The 19,469-nt window shown below is 52.2% G+C and carries 21 protein-coding genes and 1 riboswitch; of the genes, 15 read left to right on the forward strand and 6 right to left on the reverse strand.

Translation table 11 applies throughout. From position 1 onward, the window contains the following. Positions 1-95: 95 nt before the first annotated feature. A complete protein-coding gene (locus ABNS49_RS00715) occupies positions 96-815 on the reverse strand; it encodes an N-acetylmuramoyl-L-alanine amidase (RefSeq protein ID WP_135979869.1) in 720 nt (239 codons plus the stop codon). 116 nt (positions 816-931) lie between these two features. On the opposite strand from ABNS49_RS00715, the gene ABNS49_RS00720 reads away from it, so the two are divergent. From ABNS49_RS00720 to ABNS49_RS00785, 14 genes are all read left to right on the forward strand, one after another. Continuing rightward, positions 932-1,672 carry a segregation/condensation protein A gene (locus tag ABNS49_RS00720; protein WP_135979868.1) on the forward strand — a complete coding sequence of 247 codons (741 nt, stop codon included), beginning with the start codon at positions 932-934 and terminating at the stop codon, positions 1,670-1,672. Continuing rightward, entirely contained in the window at positions 1,669-2,223 is a 555-nt protein-coding gene (scpB, locus tag ABNS49_RS00725) for an SMC-Scp complex subunit ScpB (RefSeq protein WP_288342040.1), read from the forward strand. The genes ABNS49_RS00720 and scpB overlap by 4 nt, the downstream gene beginning before the upstream one ends. Beyond that, on the forward strand, positions 2,224-2,958 hold the full coding sequence (locus ABNS49_RS00730; RefSeq protein ID WP_135979866.1) for a pseudouridine synthase: 735 nt from the start codon (positions 2,224-2,226) through the stop codon (positions 2,956-2,958). It abuts the gene before it with no gap. Then, positions 2,955-3,686: an RsmE family RNA methyltransferase gene (locus ABNS49_RS00735; RefSeq protein WP_135979865.1), complete on the forward strand. Its 732-nt coding sequence runs from the start codon at positions 2,955-2,957 to the stop codon at positions 3,684-3,686. The genes ABNS49_RS00730 and ABNS49_RS00735 overlap by 4 nt, the downstream gene beginning before the upstream one ends. After that, on the forward strand, positions 3,683-4,978 hold the full coding sequence (gene mtaB, locus ABNS49_RS00740; RefSeq protein WP_288342037.1) for a tRNA (N(6)-L-threonylcarbamoyladenosine(37)-C(2))-methylthiotransferase MtaB: 1,296 nt from the start codon (positions 3,683-3,685) through the stop codon (positions 4,976-4,978). Before ABNS49_RS00735 ends, mtaB begins: the two co-directional genes overlap by 4 nt. Further along, a complete protein-coding gene (locus ABNS49_RS00745) occupies positions 4,965-6,410 on the forward strand; it encodes a UDP-N-acetylmuramoyl-L-alanyl-D-glutamate--2,6-diaminopimelate ligase (RefSeq protein WP_288342035.1) in 1,446 nt (481 codons plus the stop codon). The genes mtaB and ABNS49_RS00745 overlap by 14 nt, the downstream gene beginning before the upstream one ends. Before the next feature lie 2 nt (positions 6,411-6,412). Next, positions 6,413-6,919, forward strand: coding sequence for a GNAT family N-acetyltransferase (locus tag ABNS49_RS00750; RefSeq protein WP_135979862.1), 507 nt, complete (start codon positions 6,413-6,415; stop codon positions 6,917-6,919). An 84-nt stretch (positions 6,920-7,003) separates the two neighbouring features. After that, positions 7,004-7,183, forward strand: coding sequence for a 30S ribosomal protein S21 (gene rpsU / locus ABNS49_RS00755; RefSeq protein WP_016318853.1), 180 nt, complete (start codon positions 7,004-7,006; stop codon positions 7,181-7,183). A 93-nt stretch (positions 7,184-7,276) separates the two neighbouring features. Continuing rightward, on the forward strand, positions 7,277-8,179 hold the full coding sequence (locus ABNS49_RS00760) for a PhoH family protein (RefSeq protein WP_135979955.1): 903 nt from the start codon (positions 7,277-7,279) through the stop codon (positions 8,177-8,179). Between the two features lie 49 nt (positions 8,180-8,228). After that, a complete protein-coding gene (locus ABNS49_RS00765; RefSeq protein ID WP_135979861.1) occupies positions 8,229-8,957 on the forward strand; it encodes a YebC/PmpR family DNA-binding transcriptional regulator in 729 nt (242 codons plus the stop codon). Between the two features lie 236 nt (positions 8,958-9,193). Continuing rightward, entirely contained in the window at positions 9,194-10,516 is a 1,323-nt protein-coding gene (hisS, locus tag ABNS49_RS00770) for a histidine--tRNA ligase (RefSeq protein WP_135979860.1), read from the forward strand. A gap of 3 nt (positions 10,517-10,519) precedes the next feature. After that, positions 10,520-12,250, forward strand: a complete 1,731-nt coding sequence (aspS, locus tag ABNS49_RS00775; RefSeq protein WP_135979859.1) for an aspartate--tRNA ligase — start codon at positions 10,520-10,522, stop codon at positions 12,248-12,250. Beyond that, positions 12,250-13,245, forward strand: a complete 996-nt coding sequence (locus ABNS49_RS00780) for a pyruvate kinase (RefSeq protein WP_289108200.1) — start codon at positions 12,250-12,252, stop codon at positions 13,243-13,245. Before aspS ends, ABNS49_RS00780 begins: the two co-directional genes overlap by 1 nt. Before the next feature lie 4 nt (positions 13,246-13,249). Beyond that, positions 13,250-14,191: a sugar phosphate nucleotidyltransferase gene (locus ABNS49_RS00785; RefSeq protein ID WP_289108202.1), complete on the forward strand. Its 942-nt coding sequence runs from the start codon at positions 13,250-13,252 to the stop codon at positions 14,189-14,191. A 59-nt stretch (positions 14,192-14,250) separates the two neighbouring features. On the opposite strand, the gene ABNS49_RS00790 is transcribed toward ABNS49_RS00785, so the two are convergent. The 3 genes from ABNS49_RS00790 to ABNS49_RS00800 form a co-directional block, all read right to left on the reverse strand. Further along, positions 14,251-14,919, reverse strand: coding sequence for a LytTR family transcriptional regulator DNA-binding domain-containing protein (locus ABNS49_RS00790; protein WP_168353495.1), 669 nt, complete (start codon positions 14,917-14,919; stop codon positions 14,251-14,253). A 320-nt stretch (positions 14,920-15,239) separates the two neighbouring features. Next, a complete protein-coding gene (locus ABNS49_RS00795; protein WP_135979212.1) occupies positions 15,240-15,977 on the reverse strand; it encodes a DUF5131 family protein in 738 nt (245 codons plus the stop codon). Then, entirely contained in the window at positions 15,974-16,825 is an 852-nt protein-coding gene (locus tag ABNS49_RS00800) for a restriction endonuclease (RefSeq protein ID WP_135979213.1), read from the reverse strand. The genes ABNS49_RS00795 and ABNS49_RS00800 overlap by 4 nt, the downstream gene beginning before the upstream one ends. A 131-nt stretch (positions 16,826-16,956) precedes the next feature. On the opposite strand from ABNS49_RS00800, the gene ABNS49_RS00805 reads away from it, so the two are divergent. Continuing rightward, positions 16,957-17,367, forward strand: coding sequence for a peptide deformylase (locus ABNS49_RS00805; protein WP_135979214.1), 411 nt, complete (start codon positions 16,957-16,959; stop codon positions 17,365-17,367). Here the strand turns inward: ABNS49_RS00805 and ABNS49_RS00810 are convergent. After that, positions 17,364-18,539, reverse strand: a complete 1,176-nt coding sequence (locus ABNS49_RS00810; RefSeq protein WP_135979215.1) for a cation:proton antiporter — start codon at positions 18,537-18,539, stop codon at positions 17,364-17,366. The genes ABNS49_RS00805 and ABNS49_RS00810 overlap by 4 nt on opposite strands. A gap of 46 nt (positions 18,540-18,585) precedes the next feature. After that, positions 18,586-18,651: riboswitch (Fluoride riboswitch) on the reverse strand. A 27-nt stretch (positions 18,652-18,678) separates the two neighbouring features. Then, positions 18,679-19,425 (reverse strand): ATP-binding protein, encoded by a 747-nt coding sequence (locus ABNS49_RS00815; RefSeq protein ID WP_135979216.1) that lies wholly within the window; start codon positions 19,423-19,425, stop codon positions 18,679-18,681. Positions 19,426-19,469 lie beyond the last annotated feature (44 nt).

Genomic DNA, 19,469 nt, shown 5'->3' on the forward strand with positions numbered 1-19,469 from the left:
AAATCATTCCTTTGCGTGCATTATATCACACTCGCTATTTGGAGAAAGAAAAAAATTGACGTTCATGAAAAAAATCCGGCGCGCCGGCCGGATCGTTACTGGATTTCATTTAAAAACGCGTTGGTAATCGCCTGGCCGATTTTTTCCTGGTAATCCGGATCCGTCAGGCGGGTGTAGTCTTCCGGATTGGATAAATAGCCAAGCTCAATCAAAATCGTCGGAATGTTTCGGTTGGAAAGAATCGAAAAATTGGAATAGTGATCTGTGTCGATTCCTTCGTAATTTGAAAAGTTGATCGCCACGAGCTCCTGGCCGATTTCATTGGCCAAAGCCACGTTTTGCTCATCCGGTCTTGTGAAGATGGTGAATCCCTTCATCAGAGGATCCGTCGTGTTTCCGGATTGGAAGCTGAGCAGGAAATCGACGTCCTGCGCCTGCATGTCGCTTAGACGCTGCGCGTTCACGAGATCCTCGCCGCTGGCGTCCACGTTGTCATCTTGTCGCGTGTACACGACTTCATATCCCGCGGCCTGAAGCTTCCGGCCGACTCGAAGCGCCAGTTCGAGATTGATTTCCTTTTCCGGAATTTCATTGTTTCCGACATAGCCCAGATCGGCGCCGCCATGGCTGGCGTCGATGCCGATGCGAATCTTCGATTGGGAAGACGATTGCGTAATATCCTCGTTCGTCACCGGGGCGCTTTCCCCGATCTGGGGAACCCGGATGTCTTTTTCGTTGGAAGAATTGGCGATATTAGGCTGGAGGACCAGCGCGATAAACAAACCCACACACAAAAACAACAGTGCACGTTTCACAGTATATCCTCCTTATCTTGTCCATATTAACACGAACCATTCCATTTGGCTATGGAGTGGACGAACAAACTTTGTATGCGGGCGACAAATTTGGTATAATCCATGAAGGTGATATAATGGAATTTCAAATCTCGATCGACCAGTTCGAAGGACCACTCGATCTCATGCTTCATTTGATCAAAACGAATAAGCTTGATTTGATGGATCTGGACATGAACACGCTGGCGACGCAATACATCGCGTATATCGCGCAAATGAAACAGCTCCAGCTTGAAATCGCGAGCGAGTATTTAAGCGAGCTGGCCAGTTTGATCGAATACAAAAGCCGAAAGCTTTTGCCGCGCAGCGAAGTGGCGATCGAAGAAGAATACGAGGAAGACCAGCGGGAAAAACTCGTTTCCCGCTTGATCGAATACCAGAAATACAAAGACGTCAGCGGACAGCTCAAAGCCCGCTACGAAGACCGCCAGCGCCATTTCGCCAGACCGGCCTCGTCGCTGATCGACGCCTGGGCCAAGCCGAAGGAAGACGGCGTCTTGCGCAATCAAAGCGTATACGAGCTGTCCAAGGCGTTTGAGCGCGTCTTGCACCGGCTCGCCTTGCTGGAGCCCTACGAAACCAAAGTCAGCATCAAGGAAATTTCCGTCGAGGAGCGCGTCGAGCAAATCGAAGCGCAGATGCGCCGCTTTGATTCAAGTCGCGTGTTCTCGTTTCAGGAGCTTTGCCAGGACTGCGTCAGCCTTCATATGGTTATCGTAACTTTTTTAGGGATCCTGGACATGATCCACGATCGAAAGTTGACGTTTCATCTGGGCGAGGATGATACGATTTATGTGCAGAAAGGAGCCATCGCATGAACAGCCGCAAAGCCATTGTGGAAGGTTTGATCTTCATGGCCGGAGAAGAAGGCTTGTCTTTGCTTCAGCTCCAGTCGCTGCTCCAGGAAGTAAGCCGGACAGAACTGCTGGCGCTGCTGGAAACCATCAAAGAGGAATACAGCCACGACGCCAAAGGAATCGAGCTCGTGGAGTACGCCTCCCGATATAAATTTGTCACAAAAGAATTTGTGTACCCCTACGGGGAAAAGCTGTTTGAGCAATTCAAAAAAGCGACGTTGTCGCAAGCGGCGATGGAAACATTGGCGATTATCGCGTATCGCCAGCCGATCACCCGCGTCGAGATCGAGGAGATCCGCGGAGTAAGCTGCGAGGTGATGCTCAAAAAATTGCAGCTGCGCGGCTTGATCGAGGCCAAAGACCGGCTCGATGTGGTCGGCAAACCGCTGCTCTATCAAGTGACCGGGGAATTTTTGGACGCGTTCGAACTCGAAACGCTCGCCGAACTCCCCGAACTCGAAACCAAGGAAGTGCAGGAGGAATTGTTTGTTCAAAACAAGGAGGAACAATAAATGGAACGTCTTCAAAAAGTAATCGCGCAAGCGGGGATTTGCTCGCGCCGAAAAGCCGAGGAGCTCATTCAAGCGGGAAAGGTGAAAGTCAATGGCGTCATCGTCAAAACGCTTGGCGTCAAAGTGAGCGGCGGCGACGAGGTGGTCGTCAATGGCCGTCCGCTGACAAAAGAGGAAAAGGTGTATTACGTCATCAACAAACCGAAAGGGACGATTTGTTCCGTTCGGGATGAAAAAGACCGGCAAACCGTGCTTGACTATTTGCCAAAAGGCATCCGGATTTATCCGGTTGGACGGCTGGACTACGACACGAGCGGCGTGCTGCTTGTCACGAACGACGGAAAATTCACGAACCGCATGATCCATCCCAAATACCATTTGCCAAAAACATACATTGTCAACTTGCAAGGGATGCTCAGCGGCGAGGATATTTTCCGCCTGAAATCCGGATTAAAGACAAAAACGGAAAAATACGCGCCAGCCAAAGTGTCCATTAAACAAAAGGATTACACGCGCGACCGGATGATCGTGGAACTGACGATCCACGAAGGAAAAAACCATCAAGTCAAAAATATGATGGAAGCCCTCGGCCACCAGGTCCGGCGGCTTCACCGGTCCAGATTCGGAACGATCAGCGACGAAGGACTGCGTCCGGGAGAATACCGGCGGCTCAAACCGTATGAAATCAAACAGTTGACGGCGATGAGCGATAACGAGGGAGACGACAAAAAATGAAGCAAGTCTTTACCGATGCGAAATGCGCGCTAAACAACGAATTTTGCCTCGATGAAAAACAAGCTCATCATATTTTCGACGTTTTGCGAACGAGGGAAAACGAAACGATCCGCGTCATTTGCGATGACGAGGTGTTCCTGGCCCATCCGGCGAAAAAACCGTATTTGTACGTTTTCGGAAAGGAAGAAACGGAACCAAGGCTTGTCGACGTGACTTTGTGCGCGGCGCTCATCAAATCCGACCGTTTTGAATGGATGCTGCAAAAAGCGTGCGAGCTGGGCGTCAGCCGAATCGTCCCGTTCGTTTCCCGTTATTCCATCATCCAGCTCGACGATAAAAAGGCGCTGAAAAAAATGGAACGCTGGAACTCGATTTTGATGGCCGCCTGCCGCCAGTGCAATCGAAGCGACAAAGTGGAGCTGCTTCCGGTGACGACGATCGACAACCTGGCGGAATACAAAAGCCGATGCAATTTGGTCGCCTATGAAAAAGAAGACGAGCCAAGCCGCCATCTGGCCAATTTCCTGCAAAAAAATCCAAGCTCGGTCACGTTTTGCGTCGGACCGGAAGGCGGATTCACGCCGGCGGAAATCGAGCGGCTCAACGAACAAGGGTTCGCGAGCTGTTCGCTAGGCAACGATATTTTGCGGGCGGAAACGGCGGTATGCTATGTGCTCAGCTGCATCGAGTACCAAACGCACTGTCAAAACTGGGAGGTTGAATCATGAGGTTTTCCATCGTGACGCTTGGCTGCAAAGTCAACGCGTATGAATCGCAATTTTACGGCAAGGCGCTCAAGGAAAAGGGATGGACGGAGGACGACGAGAATTTCGACGTCATCGTTGTGAACACGTGCGCGGTGACCAACACCGCCGCCGCCAAATCGAGACAAATGCTTCATCGCGCCAAAAAGAAAAATCCAGACGCCTACGCGGTCGTGATTGGCTGCTACGCGCAAGTGGCCACGCCGGAAGAAAAAGAAAAAATCGGCGCCGATTTGCTGATTGGATCTAAAGATAAAAAGAAAGTGGCCGATTTGATTGAAAGCCACATAAAAACAAGAGAGCGGTTCGAAGACATTCAGCCGGTGGGCGAGCGCTTTGATTTTGAGGCGATGCCCATCGAGCGGTTCGAAACGAAGCACCGGGCCTTTTTGAAGGTGCAGGACGGATGCAACCAGTTTTGCTCCTACTGCATCATTCCCTACGCCCGCGGAAGGGAGCGCTCCCTGGCGCTGGACGAAGTCGTTTCCATCGCCAAACAGCTGGAACAAAAAGGCCATTTGGAAATCGTGCTGACCGGGATCCACACCGGCCGCTACGACGATGGCGAACACGATCTCGTCGACTTGCTGGAAGCGCTTCTCGCCAATACAAGCGAAAAGGTCACATACCGGCTTTCCAGCATCGAGATCACGGAAATCAGCGACCGGTTTATCGCGCTGATGGCGCGCGAGCCGCGAATTCTCCACCATCTTCATATCCCGGTTCAGTCGGGATGCGACGCGACCTTAAAACGAATGAACCGTCCGTACACGATACAGGAATTTCAAGATCGAGTCGAAGCGATCCGCCATTCGATTCCGGATGTTTCCATTTCCACGGATGTCATCGCCGGATTCAAACAGGAGAGCGACGAGGAGTTCGAACAGACAATGGAAAATTTAACGGCGATCGGCTTTTCGTTTCTGCACGTTTTTCCGTACTCCATTCGAAAGGGGACGGCAGCGGAAAAAATGCCCGGAACCGTCCATGGAGCCGTGGTCAAGGAACGCGTCGAGCGGCTTTTGGAGCAATCCAGACAGCTGCGTGCCAAGGATATGGCCCGTTTCAAGGAAGGGGATGTGCTCATTGAGCAGCAAGAGGGGGACGAATGGACAGGCTACACGAACCAGTACCATCCGGTTCGAATCGAAAGCGAGATCCCTCTGTCTGGACGTCTGCATGTGACGTTCGATTCGATTGAAGACGACCATTATCAAGTCAAAGTAAAAAAGGAAGATGAAAATGCGATTAAGTAAGCTATTTAAAAACGCGCCGACGGTCAATGTGAGCGGGCTGTGTTTCGATTCTCGAAAAGTCAAGAAAGACAATGTGTATTTCTGTTTGCCTGGCCTGACTTTTGACGGTCACGATTTTATTGACTCCGCCATTGAAAACGGGGCGATTTGCGTCGTGCACTCCAAAGAAATCCAGCACAAAAAAGACGGTGTCATTTATATCCGCGTTCACGATGTCAACGAGGCGATGAACCAGTGCGCCCGGATTTTTTACGGCAAGCCTTCGGATAAGATGACGATGTACGGCATTACCGGCACGAACGGAAAAAGTACGATTGCCAACATCATTCGTTCGATTTTGGATCCGATCGAGCCATGCGGCTACATCGGAACGATCGCGATCGAATATGGCGACGTGAAGCTGATGCCGGATTTGACGACGCCCGACGCGCTGTTTTTGCAGTCGAAGCTCTCGGACATGGTCAACGCCGGAATGAAGGCGTGCGCGCTGGAAGTCAGCTCCCACGGTCTTTCCCAGGGGCGTGTCAACGGCATCAATTTCAACGTGGCGATCTTCACCAACTTCACGTACGACCACCTCGATTTTCACGGGACGCTGGAAAACTACTTTGACGCCAAAAGCATTTTGTTCAAAGACCGCGTCCGAAGCGACGGCGTGTGCATCCTGAACAAGGACGATCCAAAATACGCCGAGCTGGCCGCTCTTTGCGCCGCCCGCGTCGTGACATACGGCATTGAAAACGAGGCGGACTACCGCGCAATCCATATCCAGATGAACAACGAGGCTTCCCATTTCGATTTGGTTTACCAGGGCAAGTCGTATCCGGTAATGACCAATTTGGTGGCGACGTACAACATTTACAATTTGCTGGCGGCCATCGCGGCGCTGCATGAAACCGGAATCGAGCTGGAAAAAATCATCGCGGCGTGCTGCCAGATCCCGCAAGTGCAAGGACGTCTGGAGCAAATCAAGGAAGGGCAGGATTTCAACGTGATCGTCGATTTCGCCCACACGCCGGACGGCTTGCAAAAAGTGATGGAATTCGGACGTTCCATCACGAAGGAAGACGGCAATTTGATCGCCGTGTTTGGGTCGGCCGGCAAGCGCGATGTCGCCAAGCGAAAGGTGTTTGGCGAGCTGGCGGACAAGTATTGCGATTTTATCATTTTGACAGAAGACGATCCCCGGGACGAGGATCCAAAAGAAATCGCCGCGCAAATCAAGGAAGGTATTCAGGAAACGACGAACATCTTTATCGAAGACCGGTACGAAGCCATCCGGCAGGCGGTGGAAAGCGCGAAAACCGGCGATACGATTTTGCTGCTGGGAAAAGGCGACGAAGTGTTCATTTACCGGGAAAACGGACGCGCGCCATGGGTGGGTGACCATATGGCGGTGCGAGAGTGCATCCACAAATACCGGGGACAGTAAAAATGGAAGTCATCCGACAGGCGAAACCGGCCGACTCCGACGCCATCCGCGCTCTTTATGGCGCCATTCACGAAGCGATGAAAACGACAGGCGAGGCGATTTGGGACGACGTGTATCCGATGTGTATGGTGGACGAGGACATCGCCCACCAGCGCGTCTTCGTGCTTGAAGCCGGGGAGGAGATCGTTGGCGTGTATGTTTTGACGGCTAGCGAAAAGACGGATCTTGCCTGGGAACACGCTGGCGAGCAGAGTGGCACGCTGGCGCGTATGGGTGTGCATCCGTCGCGCTGGAATCGAGGCGATGGCCAGCGTTTGCTTCAGAGCGCGAAAGCGCAAGCCGCCAAACAAGGGTATGTCGCGTTGCGGCTTCTTGTCGTCGACTGGAATAGACGCGCCATGCACGCCTATGAACGGTGCGGCTTTCATCTGGTGGCGGGCGTACACTCTCTTGATACGGGGGAGCGGATCTTAAGAGAAACCGGCTACGAATGCCTCTTGAAAAAATAAATCAATTTCCTTGAAACAGGACTTGCTTTCTTGGAAAATCTTGATATAATCTTAATGTACAACTCGGGAAGGGAGGTTTTGTTCATGCCAAAAGTTGTTCTTAAAGAAAACGAACAATTAGATGACGCTTTAAGAAGATTTAAACGTCAAGTATCTCGCAACGGCACCCTTGCTGAGGCCCGCAAAAGAGAATTTTACGTTAAACCTGGCGTGCGCAGAAAATTAAAATCTGAAGCTGCACGCAAAGCTCGTAGAGGTAAATAATCTGCAGTTCTGCAGATTTTTTTTCTGTTGCACAAATGGAGGTATTTCTTGTCTTATCAAACATTGGACTATTCCGGGTATTCTTTTGACGACATGCAGACGCTGATCGGCTCTCATGATTGCCATATCCGCGCTATCGAGAAGGCTTTCGATACGGAAGTCGTCGTCCGCGCGCAGAAAATCAAAGTGGAAGAGGCGCTCGCGCCCGCAATCGAACTCGTGATCGAAAAGTGCCTGGAACGCATTCAGGATCGCGGCCGGTTATCGGAAAGCGACGTGCTGTATTTATGCGATTTGGCGAAAAAGGGAGAATTGAAGACATTCTCGATCAAGCGCGACGCACCGGTTGTCAAAACGAAGAGCGGGAAATTGATTTATCCGAAAACGATCGGCCAGACGATCCTTTGCAGCGCATTGGAAAACAACAACATCGTCTTTTCGACCGGTGTGGCGGGAACAGGAAAGACGTATCTTGCGGTAGCCTATGCCGTTTCGGAACTGAAAAAAGAAAAAGTGGAGAAGATCATATTGACCAGACCCGCCGTCGAGGCCGGGGAGTCGCTTGGCTTTTTGCCCGGCGACATGAAGGAAAAAGTCGATCCGTATCTTCGGCCGCTGTATGACGCCCTCAACGAAATGCTTGGCGCGGAAATCGTCGAAAAGTATTTGGAAAAGGAAATCATCGAAATCGCGCCGCTCGCGTTTATGCGCGGACGGACGCTTAACGATGCGATCGTGATCCTGGATGAGGCGCAAAACACGACGAAAGCGCAAATGAAAATGTTTTTGACGCGAATGGGGCGCAACGCGAAAATGATCGTGACCGGCGATATCACCCAAATCGACCTGATTCGAAAAAAGGACTCCGGCCTGACGCAGGCGTGCGAGATTTTGGAAGGAATCGAAGGAATCGAGATCGTCCACCTGCATGACAGCGACGTCGTCCGCAATCCACTCGTTCAAAAGATCATTGAGCGCTATGCGAAAGTTGAATAAAGTCGATTCAACTGGTATACTGAAAAAAATTAGTGAAAGGTGAGATAGTATGGGAAGACACTTTGAGGTCCGTGCTGCCGCGATGCAGAAAACGGCCAATCAAAAAGCAAAAGTATATTCTAGATATTCGAAAGAGATCCTGGTCGCCGCCAAAAACGGGGATCCGAATCCGGACATGAACCAGACTTTGAAAAAAGCCATTGAGCGCGCCAAGGCCAACAACGTGCCGGCGGACGTTATCAAGCGGGCGATTGACAAGGCGAAATCGAGCGCGGATGAAAACTTCTCCTCCGCCCGGTACGAAGGATTTGGTTCCGGTGGCGGAAGCACGATCATTATCGACTGTCTGACCGACAACGCCAATCGGACGATCGCGAACCTGCGCGCCTGCTTCAACAAGAGCCACGCCAAACTCGGTGTGGGCGGCTCGGTTTCCTTTGGCTACGAGCATCTTGGCGTCATCGTCATCGAATACGCCGACGAGGAGGCGATGATGGACGCCATGATCGAACACGACATCGACTTGAACGATGTCGAAATCGAAGACGGATACATGACGATCACCGTGGATCCTAACCAGCTCGACGACGCGAAAACCGTCGTGGAAGAGCTGATTCCGGATGTGAAATTCCTCGTACTTGAAGATAAAATGGTTCCAAACGAAACCGTGGAACTCGAAGGGGAAGACAAAGACTTGTTCAAACGTCTTGTCACTCTTCTCGACGACGTGGACGACGTGCAAAACGTTTACCACAACGTCAGCAACTTAGATGACTAAAAATACGATCCAATGAAAAAGAGACGGATCCAGGCGTGTTCACAGAGAGAAATGGGACGCTGAGACATTTCAACACAAATGGAAACGGGACACTTTGGAGGAATCAGGAGGAAATGCCTGATCGTTCGTCGCGTTAAGACTAGAGCGCTTACAAAACGTAAGAAATAAGGTGGCACCGCGCAACCGCGTCCTTATATCGTTTTCGGGCGCTTTTTTTTATAGGAGGAAAATAAAAAATGAGCTACCAGATCCCTCGAGGCACGCAGGATATCCTGCCCGCCTCCTCATCCAAATGGCAGGCGCTGGAGCAGACGCTTCGTCATTTCTGCTATTTGTATGGATTCAACGAAATTCGCACCCCGTTTTTTGAACACACGAACGTGTTCAAGCGGGACAACGACTCCAGCGACATGGTCAACAAGGAAATGTACACGTTCCAGCTCGCCAACTCGAGCACGTCGCTGACGCTGCGCCCGGAAGGAACGGCGGGCGTTGTGCGCAGCTTTGTCGAAAACAAAATGTACGCCGATCCCGATTTGCCAATCAAAATGTACTATATGGGGCCGATGGCACGGCACGAGCGGCCGCAAAAAGGACGGCTGCGGCTCTTCAACCAGTTTGGCGTCGAGTCGCTTGGTGTTAAAGATCCATACGCGGATGTCGAAGTCATCGTCCTGGCGTATTCGATTTTGAAAGCGCTCGGTCTTAACGACATCAAAGTGCTGCTGAACACCTTGGGCGACGACGAGAGCCGGGCCGCGTACCGCAACGCGCTGCGGGAATACTTTGCGCCGTATGTCGGTGATCTTTGCGCGGACTGCAAACGTCGCTACGAACAAAATCCACTCCGGCTTCTGGACTGCAAAATCGACCACGACAAGGAATGCATGAAAGACGCGCCGCGCATGGCCGACTATCTCAACGAGGAAAGCCGGCGTTATTTTGACACGGTTTGCCAGGCGCTGGAACAGCTGGACATTCCATACGAGATCGACAGCAAGCTCGTCCGCGGCCTGGACTACTATACGCATACCGTGTTTGAAATCGTGTCGCTGAACAAGGAAATGGGCGCGCAGTCCACCGTGCTTGCCGGCGGTCGCTACGATGGCTTGATCCCGTATTTTGGCGGACCGGAAGGCATGAGCGGCATCGGCTGGGCGCTTGGAATGGAACGGCTGCTGATCGCTTTGGAAGCCGAAGGCATCAATTTGGAAGAAGACAACGGTCTGGACGCCTATGTCATGGTTCTGGACAAAGAAGCGCGCGGGTACGCGTTTGAAGTGCTGACGGAGCTGCGCGCGTATGGCTATCGCAGCGAAATGGACTTGATCGGGCGCTCGTTCAAAGGCCAGTTCAAAACGGTCGACCGCAAGCACGCCAAAACCGCCTTTTTGATTGGCAGCAAGGAAATGGAAGAACAAAGCGTGACAATCAAACTGCTTGAAAAACGGGAACAAGTTAACATTCCGGTGGCGGACATGGTCGCTTTCCTGGACCGGCAGCTGGTGGAAGAGGAAGAAGAACACCATCATCACCATCACGAACACGAGGAGGAATAAACGATGTACAGAACGAAATACAATGGAACATTGCGGGAAGCCAACGTCGGCGAGCGGGTGCAGCTTGTCGGCTGGGTTTCCAAAAAAAGAAATTTCGGGCAGCTTTGCTTTATCGACCTACGGGACACGACGGGCATTTGCCAGCTTGTGTTTGACGAGCAAATCGCGCCGGAAGTCAAAGACGTGCGCAACGAGTACGTCATTCAAGTCGAAGGCGTCGTGGAAAAGCGAAAAGATCCCAATCCCGCCATGCCAACCGGGGCGATCGAAGTTCTCGTTGACAAGGTGAACATCATCAACACCGCCAAGACGACACCGCTCATCATCGCGGATGAAACCGACGCGCTCGAAGACACGCGGATGGAATACCGCTACCTGGATCTTCGCCGTCCGATCATGCAGCAGCGGCTGAAAACCCGCCACGCGGTCAGCCGCTCCTTGCGCGACTATTTAGACAACCACGGTTTTTTGGAAGTGGAAACGCCAATGCTTGGCAAATCGACGCCGGAAGGCGCGCGCGATTACTTGGTGCCTAGCCGCGTCCATCCCGGATCGTTTTACGCTTTGCCGCAGTCGCCACAGCTGTACAAGCAGCTGCTCATGATCGCGGGACTCGACAAGTACTATCAGTTCGCGCGCTGCTTCCGCGACGAGGATTTGCGGGCGGACCGCCAGACGGACTTTACCCAGGTCGATATTGAAACGTCGTTTTTAAGTGAGCAGGAAATCATGGATTTCACCGAGGAAATGCTGTGCAAGACGATGCGGGAAGTCAAAGGCATCGAAGTCGAACGTCCGTTTTTGAAGCTGACCTGGGACGAGGCCATGAACAAATACGGATCCGACAAGCCGGACAACCGGTTTGGCATGGTGTTTGAAGACTTGACCGAGCAATGCAAAGGAATCGAGTTTCCAGTCTTCCAGTCGGCGGAAACGATCAAAGGCTTTTTGGCGGACGACTTCCACGCTTCCAACAAGGAAGTGAAAAAGCTAACCGACCTTGTGAAGAAAAACGGCGGCAAGGGACTGGTCGTTTTCAAAATGCAGGATGGCGTCCTGTCGGGACCGGCCCGCAAGTTTTTTAGCGACGACGACGAAAAGGCGCTCATTGCAACTATGGGCGCAAAAGACGGCGACACGATCTTTATCGTGGCGGACACGTGGCGAAAGGCCTGCACGGCGCTTGGCGCGCTGCGAAGCGAAATCGCCCGGCAAAAAGGGTTGAAGAAAAACGACGAGTTCTCGTTTCTTTGGGTCGTGGATTTCCCGATGTTCGAATGGAGCGAGGAGGAAGGCCGCTACGTGAGCGAGCACCATCCGTTCACGATGCCGAAAACAGAAGACTTGCCGCTGCTTGACACGGATCCTTCCAAAGTGAAGACCAACGCCTACGACATCATCCTGAATGGATACGAGCTGGGCGGAGGCAGTATGCGGATTTACGACAACGACTTGCAAAAGAAGATTTTCAAGATTCTTGGCTTGAGCGACGAGGACATTCAAAACAAGTTCGGTTTCTTCGTGGACGCCTTCCAGTACGGAACGCCGCCGCATGGAGGTCTGGCGCTCGGGTTTGACCGGGTTGCCATGATTTTGGCGGAAACGGATTCGATTCGCGACGTGATCGCCTTCCCGAAAAACGCGGCCGCGAAATGCCCGATGTCCAAAGCGCCGACGCCGGTGGATCCAAAGCAGCTGGACGAGCTCCACATCGCCGTGACGGAAAAAGAATAATGGCAAACGAAGTGCGGGTTTTCGGGACATTTGGCCCGACGCTTCACACGTGCGGGCAAATCGAGACGATGATCCGTCTTGGAATGACGGGCATCCGGCTCAATCTTTCCCATTCCTCCCTGGAACAAAGCCGCGAATGGATCGAGGCGCTGCGGCTCGCGGAGCAAAAAACCGGAAAAAAAGTCGAGCTCTTGATTGACATGAAAGGGCCGGAGCTTCGGGTCGGCCGCATCGAAAACGGGATCCATTTGCTGTGCGGGGACATCGTGCGCTTTGGCGAGCGCGTTCCGGTGCCGCCTGTCGTGGTGTCCGCCGCTGAAAAAGGCGACCGCGTGCTGCTGGATGACGGCAAGATTTTAGCCGAGGTCAAACGGGTCGGGGAAGGCTTTTTCGATGGCGAGATCATTTTGGGCGGCAAGCTGACATCAAACAAAAGCGTCGCGATCGAGCACAAGGAGCTCCGCCAGCCGCCGCTTTGCGCCGAGGATCTCGAAAACATCCGGCAAATCAAGGCGTTTGGCGTCGACAGCGTCATGCAGCCGTTTGTGCGGGACGCCAGCGATTTGGTCAAGGTCAGGGAAACGCTGGACCGATTCGGGGCGAATGTGAAAGTGTATGCCAAAATCGAAAGCGAAAGCGGATGGGAAAATCTGGAATCTCTTTTTCCGGTTTGCGATGAAATCGTCATCGCCCGGGGCGATTTGGCCAACGCGGTCGGCCTGGACTGGATTCCAATCGTCCAGCATGACATCGAGCGCCGCTGCAAGACGGCCGGCAAACCGTATATGGTCGTGACGCAAATGCTTGACTCGATGATCGAGCGGCCGGTTCCGACGCGTGCGGAAGTCAACGATGTCTTTCACGCGGTGTACGATGGCGCCTCCTCGATCATGTTGACGGGAGAAGTCGCCAATAGTAAAAACGCGCAGCGGGCGATGAAAATTTTTACCGATATCGTAAAAAATACGGTACAATATACGAGGAAGGAGAAATGAGAACATGAAAACAGCGTTAGTCATTATGGCTGCCGGTCTGGGTTCGCGCTATGGCGGCGGGATCAAGCAGCTGGAAGGCGTGGGACCAAACGGCGAAATCATCATGGATTATTCGATCCACGACGCGATCGAAGCCGGTTTCAATAAAATCATCTTTATTATTCGAAAGGACATCGAACCGGACTTTATGGAGGTCATTGGCGACCGAATCGAAAAAATGTGTGCGCAGCACGGGGTGGAAGTCCAATACGCGTACCAGTCCCTGACGGATCTGCCGGATGGAATCCAGCCGGTTGGGGAGCGGAAAAAGCCATGGGGAACCGGACAGGCGGTTTTGGCGTGCCGCGAATTGATTCAGGAGCCGTTTGTCGTCATCAACGCGGACGACTACTATGGCAAGGAGGCGTTCGTCGCGATCCAAAATTTCCTGCAGCACTACGATCCGAAGCATCCGGATCATTACTGCATGGCGGGATTTTTGTTAAAAAACACGTTGTCGGATTTTGGCGGCGTGACCCGTGGCATTTGCAAGGTGAACGACAACATGGAACTGGTTGACGTCCAGGAAACGAAAAACATCGTCAAAACGAAGGACGGCGCCGAGGCGGATGGCAAGCCGCTGGATCTCGATTCGTTCGTTTCGATGAACATGTGGGGCTTGACACCGGAATTTGTCGACCGGCTTTCCAAAGGATTTGTCGACTTTTTCGAGCAAAACAAAGGCAACGAGAACAGCGCGGAGTTTTTGCTGCCGATCTTTATCGGGCAGGAATTGCCTAAAGGGGAGTTTGACGTGAAAGTGCTGCAAACCAACGATAAATGGTTTGGCGTGACGTTCAAGGAGGACAAGCCGCAGGTCGTCGCCTCGTTTGAAAAACTCATCGAGGATGGCGTGTATCGAAACGACTTGTTTTCGGATTTAAACAAGGAGCAGGAAGAGAGCTGAGCGCTCTCTTTTTTTGAATGGAGAAAAGAAAAAGATATAGCGCAAGCTATACCTTGAATTTACTCGGGCATCATCAACAAGGCGCAAAACCCGTCCTCGGGCTGGTAGCACTGGATAGCGCGCGGAACCGAGAGAAATTGAAATACGCGCTGTCCTCCGTTTAAGGCGACATCCGCGATTAAAACCAGGGTCTTTTTCTCGATATTGAACAAATAGAGCGATTGATTCAACACGTTTTCCTCCTGTTTGTCAAACAAACGCAAACAGGCGTCGTTGGCATAGTGAACGATATAATCGAGTTCGTGGCCGTCGTGGTCGTATTCGATTCCGACCAGCGCGAACGGCAAAGGGCAATCGTCGAAAATCGCGCATTGCGCGTCGATTTCGAGCTCCTGGCTTTTTTTCGAGGTGTTGAATTTCTTTTCGTGCTCGTATTTTAAAAGGCGGGGCATCCGCGCCCTCCCTTTAAATATGCTCCCGTCGCGCATCGTGTACAAATCGTCCTTGATGTTGACGATTCGGCAGGTGGCGGCGACGATTCCTTTGTTGATGGAGAGAAATTCGTCGACCGGCAGCTCGTCCACGATCGCCTTGAGCGGCGTGTACGTCTCCACAATCCGCCCGTCGATGAGGTAAATACAAGTCTTTCCCTCTTCCCGTTTGATGTATTTGATTTCGGTTGGTTCAATATGATTTTTCAGGAAGAAGCGTTGAATCTTTTTTTCCATAAATACATTCTTTCTTTCTTTTGAATTCATTATAAACCTTTATCGAAAAAAAATCGAAAAAAATATTGAAAAGAACAATACATTCAAAAACGATTCTGCCACTTGCATTGTCCGACGACATTGGGTATTATAGGAGTTGCCCAAGGATATTTAATTTTTCCTACAAGTTGAGATAAGGGAGAACGGATGTTGGTCATTTGTGTTGAAGACCCGCTACGCGTGGGGATCCTAATTTTGATCACAGTTCACCCACCTGTATATACAGGGAAAAGTCTCTGTTCTTGGGTATCATATGATAAAAAGCGGCACTGCCGCTTTTTTTATCGCTTTTTTTGCGCCAAATAGCGCGTCGCTTTTTTCGCCTGGGAAAACTGATCCATCCGCCTGATGGTGTACAAGATGTTGTCTTTCACAAAGTGGGTTCCCGTTTGATGAAAAGAGAAAGCCACGCCATTCGCCTTGGCGTCCTGATAAATTCGCTCGATCCACTCAAACCGGCAAGGCCGGGCGTACCGGCCGTTCTCGCCGGAAACGGAAACGAGTTCAATCCGCATTTGGGAAAACCAGACCCGAAAATCAATCGGCTCCAGCAGCGGCGCCGCGAAAACCGCCTTGTGTTTGCACGGAATCTTCGAAAACAGGTGCAGCCGCTCATCGGCCCGACGCTGGTTTTCACAACTGACGGCGATCATGACATGCTTCCAGCCTTCGCCCCAGTCCGCCGGCAGACATTGCCCGATTCGCTCCACCCGCTTTGTGGCAATCAAAAAACGCAAATCTTCGCGAAAGCGAATAATCGACCACGCCTCATCGCGCCAAAGATCCGCCTCCTCCAAAAAGAAGTCCGATGTAAAACAAACCGCGACCTCGGTTCCGGACGGAATTTTCCAAAATCCGTTCCGGTCTTTGCGAAGCGGCAAGTCGAACGCGGAGCTGGATTTGCATACAAGCTCCGGATCGCGCCCATGCCGCAAATCGGAGGTGTGCATGAAACAGTATTTGCAGCCTTCCGAAAGCTTATGGCAGCCATGCCACGGGTTCCATCCCGCCTTGTTCATTGAAATACCTCCTCAAAATCCAAAGGGAAGCAGCGTCGCAAATCTTCCGCCTCCAGCTCCACCACACCCGGATCGGGCACTTCCTCTTTTTGGGCGATGGACTCGATGAGCGCAAGCAGCGCCTGGCCATCGACCATTTGCACATGGGTACAGCGGGCAAACGAAGCTGCCTCTTTTGTAAACGAGCTCGTCGTCACAATGAGCAGGTGAGGCGCCTGGAAAAGCTCGTTGGCGCCAACGAGCTTTTGGACGACGGGCCGGGAAATCTTGGACGAAGGCTGGTACAGCTTACATTCCACCAGACCGAACAGCGCGCCATCTCGCTCAAGCCGCAAGTCAAACCCGCCATCGTTGGATGCCGGCGTCTGCGTAACGGTATAGCCAAGCTTTTCAAAGAGCGTCGCGCAATACGTTTCAAAACGGATGGGATCGCGTTCAAAGCGTCGAATGAGCTTTTGAAGCGTGATGTCGGCAAACGACTCGCTCCATTCCTCGCGCCGTCGTCGCGCTTTTTCGCGCTCCTCCTTGCACAAGTCAATCTCCCATCCCTGGGCGCGAAGCTGTTTTGCAAGCCGAAGCAAAAGGGCAGGCTGTTCGCATATGATCCGAAACGATCCGATCCAGAGCACGCTTTCGGGATAGATCATTTCGTTTTCTTTTTTGCGGCGGTCCTTCGTGCCATCCGCCTTGGCGTGTTTCCAATACGGAAAGCGTAGCACGAAGCGGCCCGGGGAAACGACACGGCCTGATTCCTGCGCCCGGCATTCGTCCGGCAATTCGACGCCGTAGATCGTTTCAAATCGTTTTTTTCTCTTGGTGTTTTGCCAATTCTCGATCCATCCAGCCATAAAATCTGTCCTTTCTTTTAAAAACTACATAAATTTTATCATATTTTTGGAAAGAAGAACACATTCCAAGCCGGGAAACCGCTTGCCGGACCCGATTTCTTTCGTTACAATGAAAAAAACGGAGGACTTTTATGATACGGACAATCATCCATGACGAAGCGATTCTTTCCCGGCCATCCAAACCCGCCATCAAGGCCGATCGAGGTATCGGCCAGGATTTGCTGGATACGTTAAAGGCGCATTCGCACCATTGCGTCGGCATGGCGGCTAACATGATTGGCGAGCTGAAAAACATCATCGCCATTCAGGACGGGGACGACTATGTGCTCATGTACAACCCGGTCATCACCAAAAAAAGCATCCCATACCAGACGGAGGAGGGATGCCTGTCGGTGCGCGGCGTGCACGCCTGCACCCGCTACGAGCTAATCGAAGTCGAATACAAAGACAGCCGATTCAAACGGCGGACGCAACGCTTTGCCGGCTTCACGGCGCAAATCATCCAGCACGAAATCGACCATCTGCACGGCGTCCTGATTTAAAGACGCAGCCACGACGAATACGTCCGGTCGATGAAAAACGCGCCCAGCGGAGCGGTGACCAAAATGGCGGTGACCGCGATCGTCAAAATGGTTTCCCCGCAAGCCAGACCCATGGAAAGCGGCACGGCGCCAATGGCCGCCTGCACGGTCGCCTTGGGCATGTAGGCGATCATACAAAACGCTTTTTCCTTGCGATGGAGTCCCGTGCCCAGCAGGCAGCACCAGACGCCTGCCATGCGCACAAGCAAAACGCCTAAAATCAAAACGAGAGCCGGCAGAAAACTACGCGTGGCGAACGCCACGTTGACCGAGGCGCCGACAAGCACAAACAGCACGATTTGCGCCATCGTCCAAATCGAGGAAAACGAAGTCGAAAGCGATTTCGCTTTTTTTTGATTTTGGCGTGCGACGACCATGCCCGCCGCCATCGTCGCCACCAAGCCGCTAAACGCGACCGGCCCGTTGAGCGTGTCCTCAAGCGTTACAAGCAAAAAGCACACGCTCAAGTACACGAGCACTTCCTCGACGGGATTGAGCTTCCAGCGCTTGAATCCTTGCAGCAGCAGCCAGCCTGTCGCGATGCCGCCCGCGATGCCCAAACCGATTGACGTGGGAATGCGCCAAAACGTGGACAAGTCGACACCCTGGCCCGACTGCATCGAAAGGACGACACTAAACAGGACGAGCACGACGATGTCGTCGGCGCTGGCTCCCGCCAAAATCATTTGCGGAATGCTTTGTTTTACGCCGCGGCCCGATTCCATGACTTTGAGCATGTGCGGCACGATGACCGCCGGCGACACCGCCGCTAAAACGCAGCCCGCCAGCGCGGCGTCCAGCCGCGAGAGCGGAAAGACGAGCGGCGCGAGCAGCGTCGTCGCGGCGATTTCGAAGACAGCCGGAACGAAACACATCAAGATCGCCGGCCGTCCGGCTCGTTTTAAATCGGCCAGATCGAGGTTCAGCCCGGCCCGGATCAAAATCACGATGAGCGCGATCTTGCGTAGCTGCGCCGAAATATCCAGCACGCTTTTGTCCAGCGCGTTCAACCCGTACGGTCCGATGAGGATCCCGGCTACAAGCATCCCAAGCAGGGAAGGCAGTTTGAACTTTTCGCACAGCTTGCCAAGCAGCAAGCCGGCGCCAAAAAGAATCGCGAATGAAAACAACATGAAACAATCTCCTTTCACACAAAAAAAGCCGATGGCCCATACTGAAAACAGCGTAGGGATCATCAGCTTTCGCGGTTCGATTTCTCTGGAAGATACCATTTCCGGTTTCATTGTATCATCGGATCATAAAAAGCGGTATTTATTTTTTCTCCTTTTTTGCGTTTTGCCACAAGTGGATCTGCTTTGTGTTGGAGAGCGCCGTGATAAAGTTGTCGTGCGCCATCGGGTAAGCCGCATACAACTTGTCTAGAAACTCCTTCATTTCCTGGCGCTGCGTGAAGCCGTCGTTTGGACAGACGCGCCGGACACTGGGAATGCCGTTTTCCTCGACGACGCCGACGATCTCGCTTTCCTTGAGATACACCAGAGGGCGAATCATGTCCATATCCATGCGCGACATGTACTGTTTTGGCAAAAACGTCGCCACCTTGGATCCGTGGATCATATTCAAAAACAGCGTTTCAACCGCGTCGTCGCCATGGTGGCCCAAAGCGATCTTGTTGCAGCCAAGCGCCTTCGCCTTTTCGAACAGCACGCCTTTTTTCAACGTCGAGCAAAGCGAGCACTGGATTTTACCACGATGCAGATTTTGTTCTTTTTGCAAAATTTCGAAGATTCTCGTTTTCTCGATGTAGAGCGTCAAGCCATGCTGTTTGGCGAACGCTTTCATTTTTTCGTGCTCAAAGTCCTCGAAGCCGACATCGACGTGAATGCCGCACAACTCGAAATTTTTTCCTTTGAATTTTTGATACATGCCTAAGGCGACGAACAAAAGCATGCTGTCTTTTCCGCCGCTCAAGGCCACGGCGATTTTATCCCCGTCGCCAATTAAATCAAAATCGCGATCCGCGTTCCGGATCGCCCGTAAAACCGATTGAATTTTCATAAACTCTCCATTTCGTTTCGATTATAGCACACGCCAAAGTTGCC

The organism is uncultured Dubosiella sp., from assembly GCF_964018005.1.
Taxonomy (GTDB): domain Bacteria; phylum Bacillota_I; class Bacilli_A; order Erysipelotrichales; family Erysipelotrichaceae; genus Dubosiella; species Dubosiella muris.

What these genes read in the sequence shown, in the direction of transcription:
- ABNS49_RS00765 (WP_135979861.1), top strand. Translation starts at nt 8,229, where the DNA reads ATGGGAAGACACTTTGAGGTCCGTGCTGCCGCGATGCAGAAAACGGCC.
- ABNS49_RS00735 (WP_135979865.1), top strand. Translation starts at nt 2,955, where the DNA reads ATGAAGCAAGTCTTTACCGATGCGAAATGCGCGCTAAACAACGAATTT.
- ABNS49_RS00760 (WP_135979955.1), top strand. Translation starts at nt 7,277, where the DNA reads ATGCAGACGCTGATCGGCTCTCATGATTGCCATATCCGCGCTATCGAG.
- ABNS49_RS00745 (WP_288342035.1), top strand. Translation starts at nt 4,965, where the DNA reads ATGCGATTAAGTAAGCTATTTAAAAACGCGCCGACGGTCAATGTGAGC.
- ABNS49_RS00805 (WP_135979214.1), top strand. Translation starts at nt 16,957, where the DNA reads ATGATACGGACAATCATCCATGACGAAGCGATTCTTTCCCGGCCATCC.
- rpsU (WP_016318853.1), top strand. Translation starts at nt 7,004, where the DNA reads ATGCCAAAAGTTGTTCTTAAAGAAAACGAACAATTAGATGACGCTTTA.
- ABNS49_RS00720 (WP_135979868.1), top strand. Translation starts at nt 932, where the DNA reads ATGGAATTTCAAATCTCGATCGACCAGTTCGAAGGACCACTCGATCTC.
- ABNS49_RS00785 (WP_289108202.1), top strand. Translation starts at nt 13,250, where the DNA reads ATGAAAACAGCGTTAGTCATTATGGCTGCCGGTCTGGGTTCGCGCTAT.
- ABNS49_RS00780 (WP_289108200.1), top strand. Translation starts at nt 12,250, where the DNA reads ATGGCAAACGAAGTGCGGGTTTTCGGGACATTTGGCCCGACGCTTCAC.
- aspS (WP_135979859.1), top strand. Translation starts at nt 10,520, where the DNA reads ATGTACAGAACGAAATACAATGGAACATTGCGGGAAGCCAACGTCGGC.
- ABNS49_RS00795 (WP_135979212.1), bottom strand. Translation starts at nt 15,977, where the DNA reads ATGAACAAGGCGGGATGGAACCCGTGGCATGGCTGCCATAAGCTTTCG.
- ABNS49_RS00750 (WP_135979862.1), top strand. Translation starts at nt 6,413, where the DNA reads ATGGAAGTCATCCGACAGGCGAAACCGGCCGACTCCGACGCCATCCGC.
- hisS (WP_135979860.1), top strand. Translation starts at nt 9,194, where the DNA reads ATGAGCTACCAGATCCCTCGAGGCACGCAGGATATCCTGCCCGCCTCC.
- ABNS49_RS00730 (WP_135979866.1), top strand. Translation starts at nt 2,224, where the DNA reads ATGGAACGTCTTCAAAAAGTAATCGCGCAAGCGGGGATTTGCTCGCGC.
- scpB (WP_288342040.1), top strand. Translation starts at nt 1,669, where the DNA reads ATGAACAGCCGCAAAGCCATTGTGGAAGGTTTGATCTTCATGGCCGGA.
- ABNS49_RS00800 (WP_135979213.1), bottom strand. Translation starts at nt 16,825, where the DNA reads ATGGCTGGATGGATCGAGAATTGGCAAAACACCAAGAGAAAAAAACGA.
- ABNS49_RS00815 (WP_135979216.1), bottom strand. Translation starts at nt 19,425, where the DNA reads ATGAAAATTCAATCGGTTTTACGGGCGATCCGGAACGCGGATCGCGAT.
- mtaB (WP_288342037.1), top strand. Translation starts at nt 3,683, where the DNA reads ATGAGGTTTTCCATCGTGACGCTTGGCTGCAAAGTCAACGCGTATGAA.
- ABNS49_RS00810 (WP_135979215.1), bottom strand. Translation starts at nt 18,539, where the DNA reads ATGTTGTTTTCATTCGCGATTCTTTTTGGCGCCGGCTTGCTGCTTGGC.
- ABNS49_RS00790 (WP_168353495.1), bottom strand. Translation starts at nt 14,919, where the DNA reads ATGGAAAAAAAGATTCAACGCTTCTTCCTGAAAAATCATATTGAACCA.